11 protein-coding genes and 1 pseudogene are annotated in these 14,131 nt (G+C 68.1%); 8 read left to right on the top strand and 4 right to left on the bottom strand.

Features of this window, described 5'->3' with window-relative positions; genetic code table 11:
- Positions 1 to 299 precede the first annotated feature (299 nt).
- Positions 300 to 557 carry a LysR family transcriptional regulator gene (locus ABH940_RS05925; protein ID WP_370067123.1) on the top strand — a complete coding sequence of 86 codons (258 nt, stop codon included), beginning with the start codon at positions 300 to 302 and terminating at the stop codon, positions 555 to 557.
- Here the strand turns inward: ABH940_RS05925 and ABH940_RS05920 are convergent.
- Positions 550 to 1,662 carry a GntR family transcriptional regulator gene (locus ABH940_RS05920; RefSeq protein ID WP_370104568.1) on the bottom strand — a complete coding sequence of 371 codons (1,113 nt, stop codon included), beginning with the start codon at positions 1,660 to 1,662 and terminating at the stop codon, positions 550 to 552. The two genes, ABH940_RS05925 and ABH940_RS05920, sit on opposite strands and share 8 nt — an antisense overlap.
- 550 nt (positions 1,663 to 2,212) lie before the next feature.
- Between ABH940_RS05920 and ABH940_RS05915 the strand changes: the two genes are divergently transcribed.
- Complete coding sequence (locus ABH940_RS05915; RefSeq protein WP_370104566.1) at positions 2,213 to 3,124, top strand: MHYT domain-containing protein; 912 nt, start codon at positions 2,213 to 2,215, stop codon at positions 3,122 to 3,124.
- Positions 3,125 to 3,282: 158 nt separating this feature from the next.
- Here ABH940_RS05915 and ABH940_RS05910 read toward each other — a convergent pair whose 3' ends face one another.
- Positions 3,283 to 3,678 (bottom strand): VOC family protein, encoded by a 396-nt coding sequence (locus ABH940_RS05910; protein ID WP_370104564.1) that lies wholly within the window; start codon positions 3,676 to 3,678, stop codon positions 3,283 to 3,285.
- A gap of 474 nt (positions 3,679 to 4,152) precedes the next feature.
- Here ABH940_RS05910 and ABH940_RS05905 point away from each other — a divergent pair, with 474 nt between their 5' ends.
- The 5 genes from ABH940_RS05905 to yicI all read left to right on the top strand — a co-directional run bounded on the left by ABH940_RS05905 (position 4,153) and on the right by yicI (position 10,662).
- Positions 4,153 to 5,169, top strand: coding sequence for a LacI family DNA-binding transcriptional regulator (locus ABH940_RS05905; protein ID WP_370066988.1), 1,017 nt, complete (start codon positions 4,153 to 4,155; stop codon positions 5,167 to 5,169).
- A gap of 66 nt (positions 5,170 to 5,235) precedes the next feature.
- Entirely contained in the window at positions 5,236 to 6,471 is a 1,236-nt protein-coding gene (locus ABH940_RS05900; protein ID WP_370066990.1) for a sugar ABC transporter substrate-binding protein, read from the top strand.
- A gap of 10 nt (positions 6,472 to 6,481) precedes the next feature.
- Positions 6,482 to 7,444: a carbohydrate ABC transporter permease gene (locus ABH940_RS05895; RefSeq protein WP_370104561.1), complete on the top strand. Its 963-nt coding sequence runs from the start codon at positions 6,482 to 6,484 to the stop codon at positions 7,442 to 7,444.
- A 6-nt stretch (positions 7,445 to 7,450) separates the two neighbouring features.
- Positions 7,451 to 8,275, top strand: a complete 825-nt coding sequence (locus ABH940_RS05890; protein ID WP_370066994.1) for a carbohydrate ABC transporter permease — start codon at positions 7,451 to 7,453, stop codon at positions 8,273 to 8,275.
- A 20-nt stretch (positions 8,276 to 8,295) separates the two neighbouring features.
- On the top strand, positions 8,296 to 10,662 hold the full coding sequence (yicI, locus tag ABH940_RS05885; protein ID WP_370104558.1) for an alpha-xylosidase: 2,367 nt from the start codon (positions 8,296 to 8,298) through the stop codon (positions 10,660 to 10,662).
- A gap of 186 nt (positions 10,663 to 10,848) precedes the next feature.
- Here yicI and ABH940_RS05880 read toward each other — a convergent pair.
- Positions 10,849 to 11,427 (bottom strand): annotated as a pseudogene (locus ABH940_RS05880) (inositol monophosphatase).
- 135 nt (positions 11,428 to 11,562) lie between these two features.
- Here ABH940_RS05880 and ABH940_RS05875 point away from each other — a divergent pair.
- Entirely contained in the window at positions 11,563 to 12,867 is a 1,305-nt protein-coding gene (locus ABH940_RS05875) for an IS256 family transposase (RefSeq protein ID WP_370066998.1), read from the top strand.
- A gap of 161 nt (positions 12,868 to 13,028) precedes the next feature.
- Here the strand turns inward: ABH940_RS05875 and ABH940_RS05870 are convergent, their stop codons facing one another.
- Positions 13,029 to 14,129, bottom strand: a complete 1,101-nt coding sequence (locus ABH940_RS05870; RefSeq protein WP_370104556.1) for an FAD-dependent oxidoreductase — start codon at positions 14,127 to 14,129, stop codon at positions 13,029 to 13,031.
- Positions 14,130 to 14,131: the final 2 nt, after the last annotated feature.

The following is a 14,131-nucleotide window of genomic DNA, read 5'->3' as shown; positions in this document are numbered from 1 at the left end:
TCCTGGGGTCAAGGACGGGGATCAGGCAGAGGTGGATCGCCGGCGGGCGTGATATCGACCGTGCGGCCTCGATCCGTCGTGAGCCGGACGAGCGCCGCGGCGTCTTCCGGAGGCCTTGTCGAGCCCCGGCGGAAGTGCCGCGACAGAACTCCCTGCCGCCCCTCCTGGGGCGGAAGGGATCGGCTTTTCGGCCGATCCCTTCCGCCATTTCGGCCGATCCCCTCGCCCCCGGGCCCGGCCTAGGCTCGGAAGGCGGTCACACGTTCCCCGTTGTCGACGGCAAGGAGCCCCTCGTGCTCATGCTTCACCATCTGCGGATCCTTCCGGCCGTGGCGGCTGAAGGGTCCCTCTCCGCCGCTGCGCGCCGACTGCACTACTCCCAGCCGACGATCAGCTACCACCTGGCCCGGATGGAACGGTACTTCGGGGCGAGGCTGGTGGACCGTGGCGTACGTGGGGCGGAGCTCACCGAAGCCGGCTCGGTGCTGCTGCCCCATGCCGAAGCCATGCTCAGGCAACTGGCCCGGGCAGAAAGGGACGTCGCGTCGGTCACGTAGCGGGTCGGCGGTCGAGCCCGGAGTCCCGTGCCGCCGGCTCCGTTCGGCGGGGCCGCCCGCGGCGGGACCGGGCTCGGAGAGCCGGTAGGCCTCCGGCACGGAACCGGTCCAGCCAGGCGCAGACCACGCGGGGGGAGATGCCCAGGGCCGAAGCCACCGCATGCGGACTGCGCGTCTCGCCCAGGAGGACGATCCGAGCCCGCAGCGCCAGCCCTCGCTCAGCGGGGCGGGACAGCGTCCAGGCTTCGAGCCAGGACCGGTCCTGTGGGCTCAGCGAGTAGCTGAAGGGAGGGGACTGCCGATTCTCCGATGTCGGGTGCGCACCGCGGGCGAGTGTGGACGGGTCCGCGTTCCCGGTGGCCACGGTCATGGAGGACCGGGCGAGTGAGTGCCCGTCGTCGTCGACGATGTGGCGCAGCACCGTGATCGTCCCGGGATGCGACGACGAGCGCGGGGCCTGGTCGAGGAAGCGGACGACCCGGCCTTGCCCCCGCAGCCAGCGGTAGAGATCGACGAGATCGACTCCGATGCCCAGCTCGCCCGTTGTGCTGGGTTCACCCAGTCCACTGGGCCAGTGCTGCGTCCACATCATGCGGAGCGCGGACCGCAGGGTGGAGAGCTGTGGCAGCACTTCCGGCAGGTCGGGCGCGAGGTACGTCCGCGTGTTCTGCAGTATCTCTCCATGAGGGCCGTGGACGCGGTGGTCGTGCACCAGCGTCGTGACGCCTGCGGTGGCACCGAGGTCCTGGGCGGGTTCCTCAGGCAGGAGCGCTTCGCGCAGCGTCCCGCTGACGGCCGTGTCGACGACGGCCTCGGCGCGCAGCAGCCTGCCGGGGAAGTCCCTTTCGTCGGCAACCCTGTGGACTGTGCCAGGTGCGCGCTTGAGGACGAACGTGCCCAGCCGGTCACGCTGTACCCAGCCCTCGTTCTGGAGGAGTGAGACTGCGGCGCGGACGGTCTGGCGTGTGACCTGGTAGGCGCCGGCCAGGTCGCGTTCGGAGGGTAGGTCGAGTCCGGGCGCCGGATGACCAGCACGGATCTTCTCCTTGAGGTCGCGAGAGATGGTGCGGGCGGTGACCGCTGTATCGGTCGGGTACGTGAGCATGCCGAGGAGACCCCCCACAGGTCGTAGTCGAGACGCTACTTGTCGTGTCCCCTCAGTCTAGTCATTGGTCTGTACCAATCCAGTGCCACTGCTGCGGATTCACAGATTCCGGGGGCGGTCCGGACGCCCGTACCGGTGCGGGGCGTGAGTCCCCGTCGGGAGACGGCGATGCCCGGTCGACGCGGCTGCCGGATGGACGAGCTCGCGAGGGCGCCGCGGTGGACTTCACCATCCGGGTAGTCATGGAAGTTCTCTATGAGGCCGGGCATGCCTGCATTCCTGCCCGGGGGCGGCTCCAGAGGCTCTATCAGGCCTCGGGACGAGGTTCGCCGTCCGTTCTCCGTGAGGTCAGTTCTCAGGAAACTTCCAGTGAAGTCCCAGGGAAGGGTTTGACCGGCGGGATCGGGCGAGGCCAATTTACCTGCACGGGTCAGGGGTTCGGTGCGACCCTCGCGTCCGGACGGCGCGGCTCAGGACCCTTGCGCAGCCGAACTCTCAGCCGCATGGCAGGACGGTTCCTGGCATTCGACTGATGACAGAAAGACATCTTGTGGGACAGATCAATCAGCTCGCCTACGGCTGGGTGACTCCCGTCATCGCCTACATCAGCGCCTGCTCCGGCTCCGCCATCGCGCTGCGCAGCGTGCGGTGGGCCCTGGCAAGTGACCACCGGCGCAGGCCCTACTGGTTGGCCGTCGGGTCTGTCGCCCTGGGGTCGGGCATCTGGACCATGCACTTCGTGGCCATGCTGGGATTCGCCGTGTCGGGCATGGACATCCGGTACGAGGTGTCACAGACCGTACTGAGTCTGCTGGTTGCCATCGTGATGGTCGCCGTCGGCATCTTCGTCGTCGGCTACGGTCGACGACGCGGCCTGCGCATCGTGCTCGGTGGCCTGACGACCGGGCTTGGCGTCGCGGGTATGCACTACCTCGGCATGGACGCGATCCGGATGCAGGCCCAGATGGTCTACAACAGCCAGACCGTGGGCATCTCGGTCCTCATTGCCGTCGCCGCGGCCACGGCCGCACTCTGGGCCACCGTCAATGTGCAGGGCACGGCATCGGTGGTGGGCGCAGCCCTGATCATGGGCGTGGCCGTGTGTGCCATGCATTACACAGGCATGGCCGCGGTCAGCGTGAAGATGACGGACGGTGGCGCCGCCATGGCTCCGCAGGGAGCTGCTCTCCCGGAGTTCGTCGTTCCCCTGCTCCTTGGCTTCGGGCTCTTGGTCTTCTTCACCTTCATCTCCTTCGACTACGCGCCGAGTTTCACCGCAGGGACCACTGCGCCGACTCGGCCCTCGGCCGACGGGGACCCGGCCGTCCAGGGCGACACGCTCAGCAGATCGTCGGCGGAGCCGGAGATCTGGGGGACGCCGGGTGTTCGGCCTGACCGGGACTCGGTCGCCGATGGCCCCTTCACCACCCCGCCGCCCGGAGGCCGGGTCGAGGACTGGTGACAGCGGAGGCTCGGCCGCGAGCCGCCCTGCGTACGCACAGGATTGGGCTCAGACGACGGACACCCGGTCGAGGCTGTGCCTCGCATCTGGGCCCGGGCAGCGCGCCTCCTCGACCCTGACCGCGCGTCAGTGGCCCGCAGTAGGCAGTGGGGCGAGTGTCAGAGTCTGGCCTCGTCCCTGGTGGGCTCGAAAAGTTCGATCGGGTTTCCCGAGGGGTCTTCGGCGATCGCCTGGTTGCCCCCCACGCCGTGGATGATCCCGCCGCGGAACCGCACCCCAGCACCGCGCAGCCGGGCGACGAGGTCTTCAAGGTGGTCGACTTCGAGGGCGAACCGATTCCAGCCGCCCGGCGTCGGCATGGTGCCGTCGGGCATGGCCTGCCCGCCGCCGGGGCCGGCACCCGGGGAGGAGAGCACGAGCCGCAGATCCCCAAGGGCGAGCATCGCGAAGGCCGGTGCCGGATGCATCACCTCGGTGAAGCCGAGCTCTCCGGTGTAGAAGGCGATGGCTTCGTCCACGTCGTGAACGATGTAACGGACGCTCACGGTGGCCATAAGCCCTCCGGACGCTCGAATAAGATGCGCATTTCCCGTCAAATAGGAACGTATCACCCCGGTAGCCGGTCGGCTTCCCCCGGCGCTCCGGTGACCGGTGCCGACGATGTGCGGGTCGCCCGCAGGAACATCGAGCGCTTCTCGGGCGACGCGAACCAGGCGATCGCCCACGCGGTCATGGATGTGGCGCGACGCGGGCCCTACCGGGCGGTCAGGCGATGGGTTCCCGGCGCGAGCGAGCTCACGAAGGCCTGGGCCGACTCCGCAGCCCGCCCCGATCGCGCGCCACCGGGGCCGGCGTGGCCGATGCGGTTCCAGGGGCTGATCGGTCCTGGTGCCGAGGGCGGGCAAGGCTCTGGGACGGCTCAGAATGCGGCCCGCTTCAGGCTCGGACTTCGCGCGGGATCTTGTCGTGCCGGTAGTCGAGCATCTAGCATCCTCGACCAGTGAATCGATTCGACGAATCGATTCGACGTGGAAGAGGACACCGTGGTCACCATCAAGGACGTCGCCGTCCGCGCAGGCGTCGCGCCGAGCACTGTCTCGTACGTGCTGAGCGGCTCCCGGAAGATCTCCGACGACACACGCCGGGCCGTCCAGGCAGCGATCGACGAGCTCGGCTACCACCCGCGCGCCAGCGCTCGCTCGCTGCGCAGCAGCCGCACCAATGTCCTGGCGCTCGCGCTGCCGCGCGCGCCCGGTGGCTACCACCGGGCGGTGGACGGCCGGTTCGCGATCGAGATCAGCGACGCCGCACGTGCCCTTGGCTACGGTGTCCTGCTGATGACCGACCAGGACGGCGTATCGGCCCTGCGCAGAGTCGCCGGCAGCGGGCTCGCCGACGGCGCGATCCTCATGGCGGTGGAGATGGATGATCCGCGCATCGACGTGGTGCGCGAGATCGGGTTTCCGACGGCGTTGCTGGGCAGCACGTCGGAGGGGGCCGGGCTGCCGTGGACCGACCTGGACTGGGAGGCCGCCGCAGCGCTCGCAGTCCAGGAGGCGGCCACGGCCGGCCACCGCAACATCGCCTACCTCGCCACCACTGAGGACGAGATCACGGCCCGCCGCGGCTACGCAGTGAGGGGTGTGGCAGGGGCCCGCCGGGGCTCGCGCGAAACCGGCGCCCACGTCACCGTCCATCACTCCACCGCCGACATGGCGCAACTCAACCTGCGGGTCCGCGCCCTGCTGACCGCCGCCGACGCCCCCACCGCGCTCGTGGTCCAGCACGTGTCGGTGTTGCCGCACATCCTCGCCGCCTGTGCGGCGGTCGGCCGCCGTGTCCCAGAGGACCTGTGGGTCGTCGCAGTCGGGAACCTCCCGGACGACGTCGGTGGGCACGAACTGCCCCGGATCGAACTGCCCGTCTCCGAGGTGGCCGGAGAGGTGACCCGACTGGCCGTGCAGGCGATCACCGAAGGCGCCTCCGGGGACCAGGTGCCCTACCGGTTGATTCCCCCCGTGCTGCTCCCCGGTCGCGCCACCTGACCCGGCTACCTCCGATCTCTCTTCGTCCGCCTGTTCCAGAGCCGCAACCGAACGGAGAGCTCCACCATGCATGTCCTTCATGGGCGCATACGTCTGCCCGCGCTCGCGCTCGCTCTCGCCGCCCTTCCGGCGTCACTCGGACTCAGCGGGTGCGCGAGCAGCGCCGATCCGAACACCCTGATCATCCTCAACTCCGCGACCGAGCCCCACGAAGCCGCAGACCAGCAACGGCTGTTCGACCAGTGCGCCGGGCCGCTCGGCCTGAAGGTCGTCCAGGAGAGCGTGCCGGCCGACCAGGTGCCGTCCAAGGCGCTGCGGATGGCGTCGTCGCATTCCCTCCCCGACATCCTCGACCTCGACGGCTCGGATCTGCCGACATTCGCAGCCATCGGCGGGCTGCAACCGCTCAAGCCACTGGGAGTCACCTTCTCCGACCAGTCCGCGAGCGCGCTGGCGATGGGCAGCTACCAGGGCACCCAGTACGGGATCGCCCGTGCCGTCGACTCGCTCGGCCTGATGTACAACACCGACCTGTTGGAGAAGGCGGGCATCGCTCCGCCCACGACCTGGGACGAACTGAAGCGGGACGCGAAGCTGCTCACCCACGGCCACACCTATGGCATGGCGTTCAGTGCGACGCCGAACGCGGACGGCGTCTTCCAGTTCCTCCCCTTCTTCTGGTCCGCAGGGGGCAACGAGGCCCACCTGGGCGACGGCGCAGGTGCCCCCGCACTCCAGTTGTGGAAGGACCTGGTCGACGACGGCTCGGCGTCAGGCGCTGTGGTCACCTGGAACCAACAGGACATCAACGACCAGTTCGTCGCGGGGAATGCGGCGATGATGATCAACGGGCCGTGGCAGGTGCCGGTACTCGGATCGGTCAGGACCCTCCACTGGGCCGTCGCACCGATCCCCGTGCCGAAGGCCGGTGATCCGGTCGTACCCCCGCTCGGCGGCACCGTGATGACCATCCCGCGTACGGGGGACCTCGCGAAGGAGAAGGCCGCAGCAAAGGTGCTCGACTGTCTCAACACCGCGAGGAACCAGCTGGCGTGGGGTGAGTCCGAGTACTACATCCCGACCCGCGCCGACGCCGCGGCTCAGTACGAGAAGGACAACCCGCAGCTCGCCGGATTCGTCTCGGAGATCCCGACAGCCCGCACCCGTGTCGAGCGCGTCGGAGAGAACTGGCCGACCGTCGAGACCGCCCTGGGGTCGGCTTTCCAGGACGTCATCACCGGCAAGTCCACGCCGCAGCAGGCGCTGCAACAGGCACAGGCACAAGTGAAGGCAGGGAGTTGAGGAGCCGGTCATGAGCACTGCACCGACAGTCGCCGTATCCGCACCAGCGGATGGCGCCACACGCTCACGGCCGCGCACCGGGCCGGACCGGCGCAGCGTCGTGCTGCGCTGGTGTTTCATCGCCCCAGCTGTCGCCTACATGCTGGCGTTCTTCGGATATCCGTTGGTCCGCAACGTGGTGATGAGCTTTCAGCGGTACACGCCGGCCACGTTCTTCGACGGTCACGCCCCCTTCGTCGGGTTCGCCAACTGGCGTGCGGTCTTCGACGATCCGCTGTTCACCGATTCGCTGTGGCACACGCTGGTGTTCACGGCGGGATCGCTGCTGGGCCAGTTCGCCATCGGCCTCGCGCTGGCGGTGTTCTTCTCACGGCGGTTCCCGCTGTCGGGCACCGCTCGCGCGGTGCTGCTCCTGCCGTGGTTGGTGCCGATGGTCGTCTCGGCCGTGGTCTGGCGCAAACTGCTGGACCCGGCAAGTGGGATCCTCAACTCCCTCCTGATGGACCTGCATCTGATCGGTGCCCCGCTGCCCTGGCTCAGCAGCCCGAACGCGGCGCTGGCCTCGGCGATCCTGGTCAACATCTGGATCGGTATCCCGTTCAACATGGTGATCCTCTACGGAGGGCTGCAGGAGATTCCACGTGATCTGTACGAGGCGGCGTCGCTGGACGGTGCGAGCGCCTGGCGTACGTTCCGCAGCATCACCTTGCCGATGCTGCGTCCGGTGGTCACCGTCGTCCTGGTCCTCGGATTCATGTCGACGGTCAAGATCCTCGACCTGATCCTGGCCCTGACCGACGGCGGCCCCGCCGACGCCACACAGACTCTCGGCACCGTGACCTACCAGCTCTCCTTCCTGCAGCTGAACTTCGGACAAGGGGCTGTTGTCGGCAACGTCCTCATTCTCATCAGCGCGGTGTTCGCCGTGTTCTACCTGCGGGCCGGCCGCTCCGACCTCGGAAAGGAGGGGTGAACCGACATGTCCCGTGCGCATCTCACCGGAATAGGTCGTTGGGGCAACACGCTCGTCGCACTCGTCATCCTGATCGTGCTGCTCTTCCCCTTGTACTGGATGGTCAACATCGCGCTCCAACCGGGCCCGTCGCTTGCGACCACGTCATGGCTGCCCACGTCGCTGAGCCTGGGCAACTTCCGTACGGCGCTGAGCAGTGAGGGCGGCTCGTTGCTGACCTCCCTCGTCGTCGCTCTCGGGGCGGTCGTGGTCTGCCTCTGCCTTGCGGCGCCGGCCGCCTACGGACTGGCGAAGTTCTCGCTGCGCGGTACCCGCACGATCGTCTTCGGAACGCTCATCACGCAGATGGTGCCGGGGATTGTCATCGCCAACGCCGTGTACGGCGCCTACGTCGACGTACATCTGATCAACTCCTACCTCGGGCTGATCCTCGCGGACGCCTCCCTCGGACTGCCGTTCTCGATCGTGCTGCTCCGCGCGTTCATGGTGGCGCTTCCCTCGGAGGTGGTGGAGGCGGCGCTGGTCGACGGCGCCAACCGCTTCGTCGCCTTCGTCCGCATCGTGCTCCCGATGAGCCGCAACGCGCTGATCACCGCGGGGCTGTTCACATTCCTCTTCTCCTGGTCGGACTTCATGTTCGCGCTGACGCTGAACACCACCGACGGCGTCAAGCCGATCACTGTGGGCATCTACGAGTTCGTCGGCGCACACGTCAGCGACTGGGGCGCGGTGATGGCCACAGCGGTGATGGCCGCGGTACCCGCCGCCGTGCTGCTCGTCGTCGCCCAGAAGTACGTGGCCGCCGGCGTCACCGGCGGATCTGTCAAGTAGGCAAGCACCTAAGGAACCTGATGAAGTTCACTGACGGTTACTGGCACATGCGCGAGGGCGTCACCGCCCGTTTCGCGAAGTCGGTCACCGACGTCGCCGTCGACGAGGACAGGATCACCCTGTTCGCGCCGGTTCGCGATGTCGCGCATCGGGGTGACACGCTCAACAGCCCGCTGATCGCCGTGGAATGCTGGTCCCCGGCGGAGGGCGTGATCGGCGTGCGATGCACCCATCTCGCCGGGGCGGCGCAGCGCGGCCCACGGTTCTCGGTGCGGGAAGGCGACCAGCCGTCGGGCAAGACCTCCCGCGACGGCTCCGTCCTCGAGCTCGTCAGCGGCGAACTCGCGCTTCGGGTGGACACTGCGGCGCCGTGGCGACTCGACTTCTCCGCGGCGGGACGCGCGCTCACCTCCTTCGGCGCCCGCGGCACAGGATTCGCCACCGAAGGGTCCGGGCGCCACTACATGATCGCCCAGCACAGCCTCGACATCGGAGAACTGGTCTACGGACTCGGCGAGAGGTTCACTCCGTTCGTCAAGAACGGCCAGACGGTGGAGATCTGGCAGAACGACGGAGGAACCAGCAGCGAACAGGCCTACAAGAACATCCCGTTCCACCTCACCAACCGCGGCTACGGCGTCTTCGTCAACCACCCGGGCAAAGTGAGCTACGAGGTCGGCTCCGAGACCGTGGGACAGGTGCAGTTCAGCGTCGAGGACCAGTCGCTGGAGTTCTACGTCGTCCACGGGCCGTCACCGAAGGAGATCCTCACCCGCTACACGGCACTCACCGGACGGCCCGCGCTGCCGCCAGCCTGGTCCTTCGGCCTGTGGCTCACCACGTCCTTCACCACCTCCTACGACGAGGCGACCGTGCGCGGCTTCGTCGACGGCATGGCGGAGCGCGACATCCCGCTGAGCGTCTTCCACTTCGACTGCTTCTGGATGCGCGAGTACCAGTGGTGCGACTTCGCCTGGGACGAGCGGGTCTTCCCCGACCCTGAAGGCATGCTCAGTCGCCTCAAGGAGGAGCGGGGACTGCGCGTCTGCGTCTGGATCAACCCCTACATCGCGCAGAAGTCGCCGCTGTTCGCCGAAGGCATGCGGGAGGGCTACCTGGTCAAGCGGCCGAACGGCGACGTGTGGCAGTGGGACCGGTGGCAGCCGGGCATGGGCCTGGTGGACTTCACCAACCCTGCGGCGCGCCGCTGGTACGCCGGCAAGCTGCGGACGCTGCTGCGCCAGGGCGTCGACTGCTTCAAGACCGACTTCGGTGAGCGCATCCCCACCGACGTGGCGTGGCACGACGGCTCCGACCCGGAACGGATGCACAACTACTACACGCAGCTGTACAACGAGACCGTCTTCGAGGCACTGAAGCAGGAGCGGGGCGAGGGCGAAGCCGTGCTCTTCGCGCGCTCCGCCACCGCAGGCGGCCAGCAGTTCCCCGTCCACTGGGGTGGCGACTGCGAGTCGTCCTTCGGCGCCATGGCCGAGTCGCTGCGCGGCGGACTGTCGTTGGGCTTGTCCGGCTTCGGCTTCTGGAGCCATGACATCGGCGGCTTCGAGGGGACGCCGACCCCCGCGGTGTTCAAGCGGTGGGCACAGTTCGGGCTGCTGTCCTCACACAGCAGGCTGCACGGGAGCAAGTCGTACCGAGTGCCGTGGGCGTTCGACGAAGACGGCGACGACGAGGCGGTCGCCGTCGTGCGCTCCTTCACCCGTCTCAAGCACCGTCTGATGCCGTACATGTTCCGCGCTGCACTGCAGGCGCGTGATGCGGGCACCCCGGTGCTACGGGCGATGGTGCTCGAGTTCCCCGACGACCCTGCCTGCCGGCAGCTGGACCGGCAGTACATGCTGGGCGACGATCTCCTGGTGGCGCCGGTCTTCACCGAGAACGGCAAGGTCGAGTACTACCTGCCCGAAGGCACGTGGACGCACCTGCTCAGCGGTGAGCGGATCACCGGCCCGGGCTGGCGACGCGAGCGGCACGGCTTCGACAGCCTGCCGCTCCTGGCCAGGCCGGGCTCCGTGATCCCGTTCGGCGCCGAGCAGGAACAGCCCGAGTACGACTGGGCCGACGGCGTGACGCTGCATGTGCACGCCCCGGCCGACGGCGACGTGACGGTGACGACGGTTCCAGCGCCGGACGGCTCGACGGCAGCCACGTTCCGCACCCGCTGCGAGGGCGACACGTTGACCGTCGAGACCGAGGACGCGACGAGTCCCTGGCGGGTGCTGCTCGTCGGCGCCTCGGACACCCAAGGGGCGACGGGCGCCGACGCGGCGCAGCTCACGCCTCTGGGTGTCCTGCTGCACTGCGACACGCCCAAGGCCTCCGGCGCCGGAAACTCCGTACGCGCGGTGACGGGAAGGTGGTCGTAGACGCTGGACTGCCCGGCCCGCAGCTGGTCGCAGATGTGGTGGGGTTTCTGGCGGGTCCGCAGGGTCGATGGGTGTGAGGCCAGATCTTCGACGTCACCGGCGGCACCTGTCTCGGCCCGACCGCGGGCGAGGCTGCCGGGGCCGGACACATCGCGTCAGGAACCTGCCCCTCGTCGTGGTTTCGCGTCAGGTCGCCGCTGCGGTGGATCGCAGCGCGTCCAGAACCTGGCGGTGGATGTGGCCGTTGCTGTAGACGGCCGCGCCCGACGAGATGTCGCGCTCACCGTCCAGGTCGGTGACCACCCCTCCCGCCTCCTCGACGATCGGGACGGCGGCTGCGATGTCCCAGGGGCTCGCGCTCATGTGGAAGAAGGCGTCGACTGTTCCGGCGGCCACCAGCATGGCTCCGTGGCAAGTGTCGGCCCAGTTCGACAGCGGGCCGCCGTCCGCGCTGAGTTCGATCAGGCGCCGGCCTGCCGCAGCCCGCTGTGGTGGTACCCACGCGCTGAGCGGCCAGACGGCGATCATCGCTTTGTCGAGCGTTGCGGTGGGGCTGACCATCAGTGGTTGGCGGCGCCCGTGGTCCGTGTTGGCGGATGAACTGGTCCAGGCACCGTTCGAACGGGTGGCCCATCAACGTCGCTGGAGCGCCGGTGCGGAGATCATGCCGGTGACCACCTCGCCGTTCTCTTCGACCGCGACCAGAGTGCTCCACTGGGGTCGGCCGACCGAGAAGTTGGCGGTGCCGTCGATCGGATCGACGATCCATCGCCGTGATGCGTTCCCGTGGCCGCCGAGCTCCTCGCCGATGACCAGGTCGGGGACTGTCCTGAACTTTGTGGTTGGTCTGGTGTGACCCGAGATGGCATGAGATGACCTCTCTGCCGGGAAGGATCACCCATGGGCACCACGAACGAGCAGAGCCCCCACGAGAACGAGCACCATGTGCAGACGGGGGCGGAGTTGGCACGCATCGCGACCGAGCAGAACCGGGAACTGGCCGAAGACCTGATCGAGCGGGCCCGCCGCGACGGCCTGCAGCTCGTCGGCGAGAACGGGCTGCTGACCGGGCTGGTGAAGCTGGTCCTGGAAGGCGCCCTGGAGGCCGAGATGGCCGAACACCTCGGCTACGACAAGGGCGACCCTGCCGCCGCTGGGTCGGGCAACCACCGCAACGGCACCAGCCGCAAGACCGTCCTCTCCCAGGTCGGCCCGGTCCAGATCAACATCCCCCGCGACCGGGCCGGCAACTTCAACCCGCAGATCGTCCCCAAGCACGCCCGCCGCGTCGACGGCTTCTCCGAGTCCATCATCTCCCTCTACGCCAAGGGCCTGACGACCGGTGAGATCCAGGCCCACCTCGCCGAGGTCTACGACATCGACGTCTCCCGCGACCTGGTCTCCCGCGCCACCGCGCAGGTCGCCCAGGATCTGGCCGCCTGGCGGACCCGCCCGCTCGACCGCGTGTACGCGGTCGTGCTGATCGACTGCATCTACATCAAGATCCGCGACGGCGCCGTAGCGAACAAGCCCGTCTACATCGCGGTCGGCATCAACCTCGACGGCGACCGCGACGTGCTGGGCATGTGGGTCGGCACGGGCGGCGAGGGCGCCAAGCAGTGGATGACCTGGCTGACGGAACTGCGCAATCGCGGTGTCCAGGACGTCCTGATCGCCTGCTGCGACGGGTTGAAGGGCCTACCGGACTCGATCAACGACGTCTGGCCCCAGGCCGACGTTCAACTGTGCGTCGTTCACATGGTCCGCACCAGCCTGCGCTACGCGGCCAAGCAGCACTGGGGTGCCATCGCCCGCCAGCTCAAGGAGGTCTACACGGCCAAGACTGCCGACGAGGCCGAGCAGCGGTTCGCCCGCTTCGAGGAGGAGTGGGGTGAGCGCTACCCGGCGGTGATCGACACCTGGCGCCGCAGTTGGGAGCACGTGATCGTCTTCATGCGGTTCCCTGCCCCGATCCGCCGCGTCGTCTACACCACGAACATGATCGAGTCCCTCAACGCGCGGTTCCGGCAGGCCTCACGCCGTCGCGGGCACTTCCCCGACGACGAGGCGGCCCTCAAGGTCCTCTACCTCGTGATCCAGAACCTGATCAAGAACCACGCCAACGTCACCGGCAGGACCCAGTCCTGGAAGCAGGCCATCAACTGCCTCGCCGGCTACTACGGCGAACGTGTCACCGATCGCTAGACCAGACCGAACACCAGACCACCCACAAAGGATCAGACACTCCCTCCGACAGGCACTTCTCCACGCGCAGATCCTCGATCGAGGAGACACGACGACGCCAACTCCTGTCGCAAGCCTTGGCCCTGACCAGCGAAGGACGCATCAGCCTCGGCTGCCGAGGCCTACTCGGCGGGATATGGGGGAGCGCCTCTGTGCGGCTGCCGGGCAGAGGGCGCAGGTCCCCTGCGACGGCGCTGACTGCCAGGAGCGGGAGTTGTTTCGACCAAGCGTGCCACCTCGCTGGCGCAGCCCCACGAGAGGGTGAAGCCGGCGGAGCCGTGGCCGTAGTTGTGAATCACCGCAGGCAGCAGCGGGTCACGTTCCACCCGGGGACAGGGCCGCTCGGGCAGGAGCGCGAAAGTGGCGTCCAGGACGCGCGCGCCTTGGATTTCAGGCACCAGGGCGGAGCAGCGCCGCACGGTGTCGGTGATGTGGGACGGCGGGACGACCGTGGAGACCAGCCCCGGAATTCCTGGCCCGTAGAGCAGGAGGTCCCGATCACGCTCGACGATGTGGACGGAGGGTCGTCCATCTGTCTCCTCGACCCAGCATCCGATCGCCTGTCGCGGTTTGGCGCAGCGCACCACCACAAAACGCGTCAGGCTCAGGTAGGGGTCGGTGACGAGTCGGGAGCTTCCAAAGCCGGTGCAGTTGACGACAGAGCGTGCAACGCGGGTCTCGGCCGCCAGGCTCGTCGCCAGCCCGCGCTTGAGTTTCCCGCCCATCTCGAGGAAGCGTTGTTCCAGCCGGTTCAGATAGTGCGCGGAGTCTGCGACAGGAACCTTGACCATATGGGCGCGGGCGCCACCTGCCAGTGCTGTCGAGCTGGGTGCGAACGGTCTGTCGAGCGTTGCGCTGATCCACCAGGGCACGTCCGAGGGCTCAGCGCACACCTCGTTCAGGTTCTGCAACCGCACTCCTGATGAGACTTCGGACTCCAGTCGCATCAGTCGATCGTGTGTGGCGAGGGCACGCCGCAGGTAGTTCCAGTCGGGACATCTGCGGGCAGGGCGCCACAGTGCAGCGGCATTCCATGAGGAGCTCTCATGCGAGGCTTCGGCACTCTTCAGGACCACCGGGTGCCCCCGCTCCGCCAGAGTCACGGCCACGGTCAATCCGGTCATCCCGGCGCCGAGTACGGTGACCCGGTCACTACCGCTCACACGTGCGCCCTTCTGCCGACACAGGTCAGGCCTTGCTTGAGGGGAAGCCCAGTCCGTCATAG

It is taken from the genome of Streptacidiphilus sp. BW17 (assembly GCF_041262485.1).
Taxonomy (GTDB): domain Bacteria; phylum Actinomycetota; class Actinomycetes; order Streptomycetales; family Streptomycetaceae; genus Streptacidiphilus.
The sequence above is the reverse complement of the archived record's forward strand: the minus strand, read 5'-3'. Positions and strand labels throughout refer to the sequence as shown.

Coding starts and splice junctions, on each gene's coding strand:
- ABH940_RS05925 (WP_370067123.1), top strand. CDS start 300: ATGCTTCACCATCTGCGGATCCTTCCGGCCGTGGCGGCTGAAGGGTCC.
- ABH940_RS05920 (WP_370104568.1), bottom strand. CDS start 1,662: ATGCTCACGTACCCGACCGATACAGCGGTCACCGCCCGCACCATCTCT.
- ABH940_RS05910 (WP_370104564.1), bottom strand. CDS start 3,678: ATGGCCACCGTGAGCGTCCGTTACATCGTTCACGACGTGGACGAAGCC.
- ABH940_RS05900 (WP_370066990.1), top strand. CDS start 5,236: ATGCATGTCCTTCATGGGCGCATACGTCTGCCCGCGCTCGCGCTCGCT.
- ABH940_RS05895 (WP_370104561.1), top strand. CDS start 6,482: ATGAGCACTGCACCGACAGTCGCCGTATCCGCACCAGCGGATGGCGCC.
- ABH940_RS05890 (WP_370066994.1), top strand. CDS start 7,451: ATGTCCCGTGCGCATCTCACCGGAATAGGTCGTTGGGGCAACACGCTC.
- yicI (WP_370104558.1), top strand. CDS start 8,296: ATGAAGTTCACTGACGGTTACTGGCACATGCGCGAGGGCGTCACCGCC.
- ABH940_RS05875 (WP_370066998.1), top strand. CDS start 11,563: ATGGGCACCACGAACGAGCAGAGCCCCCACGAGAACGAGCACCATGTG.
- ABH940_RS05870 (WP_370104556.1), bottom strand. CDS start 14,129: ATGACGGACTGGGCTTCCCCTCAAGCAAGGCCTGACCTGTGTCGGCAG.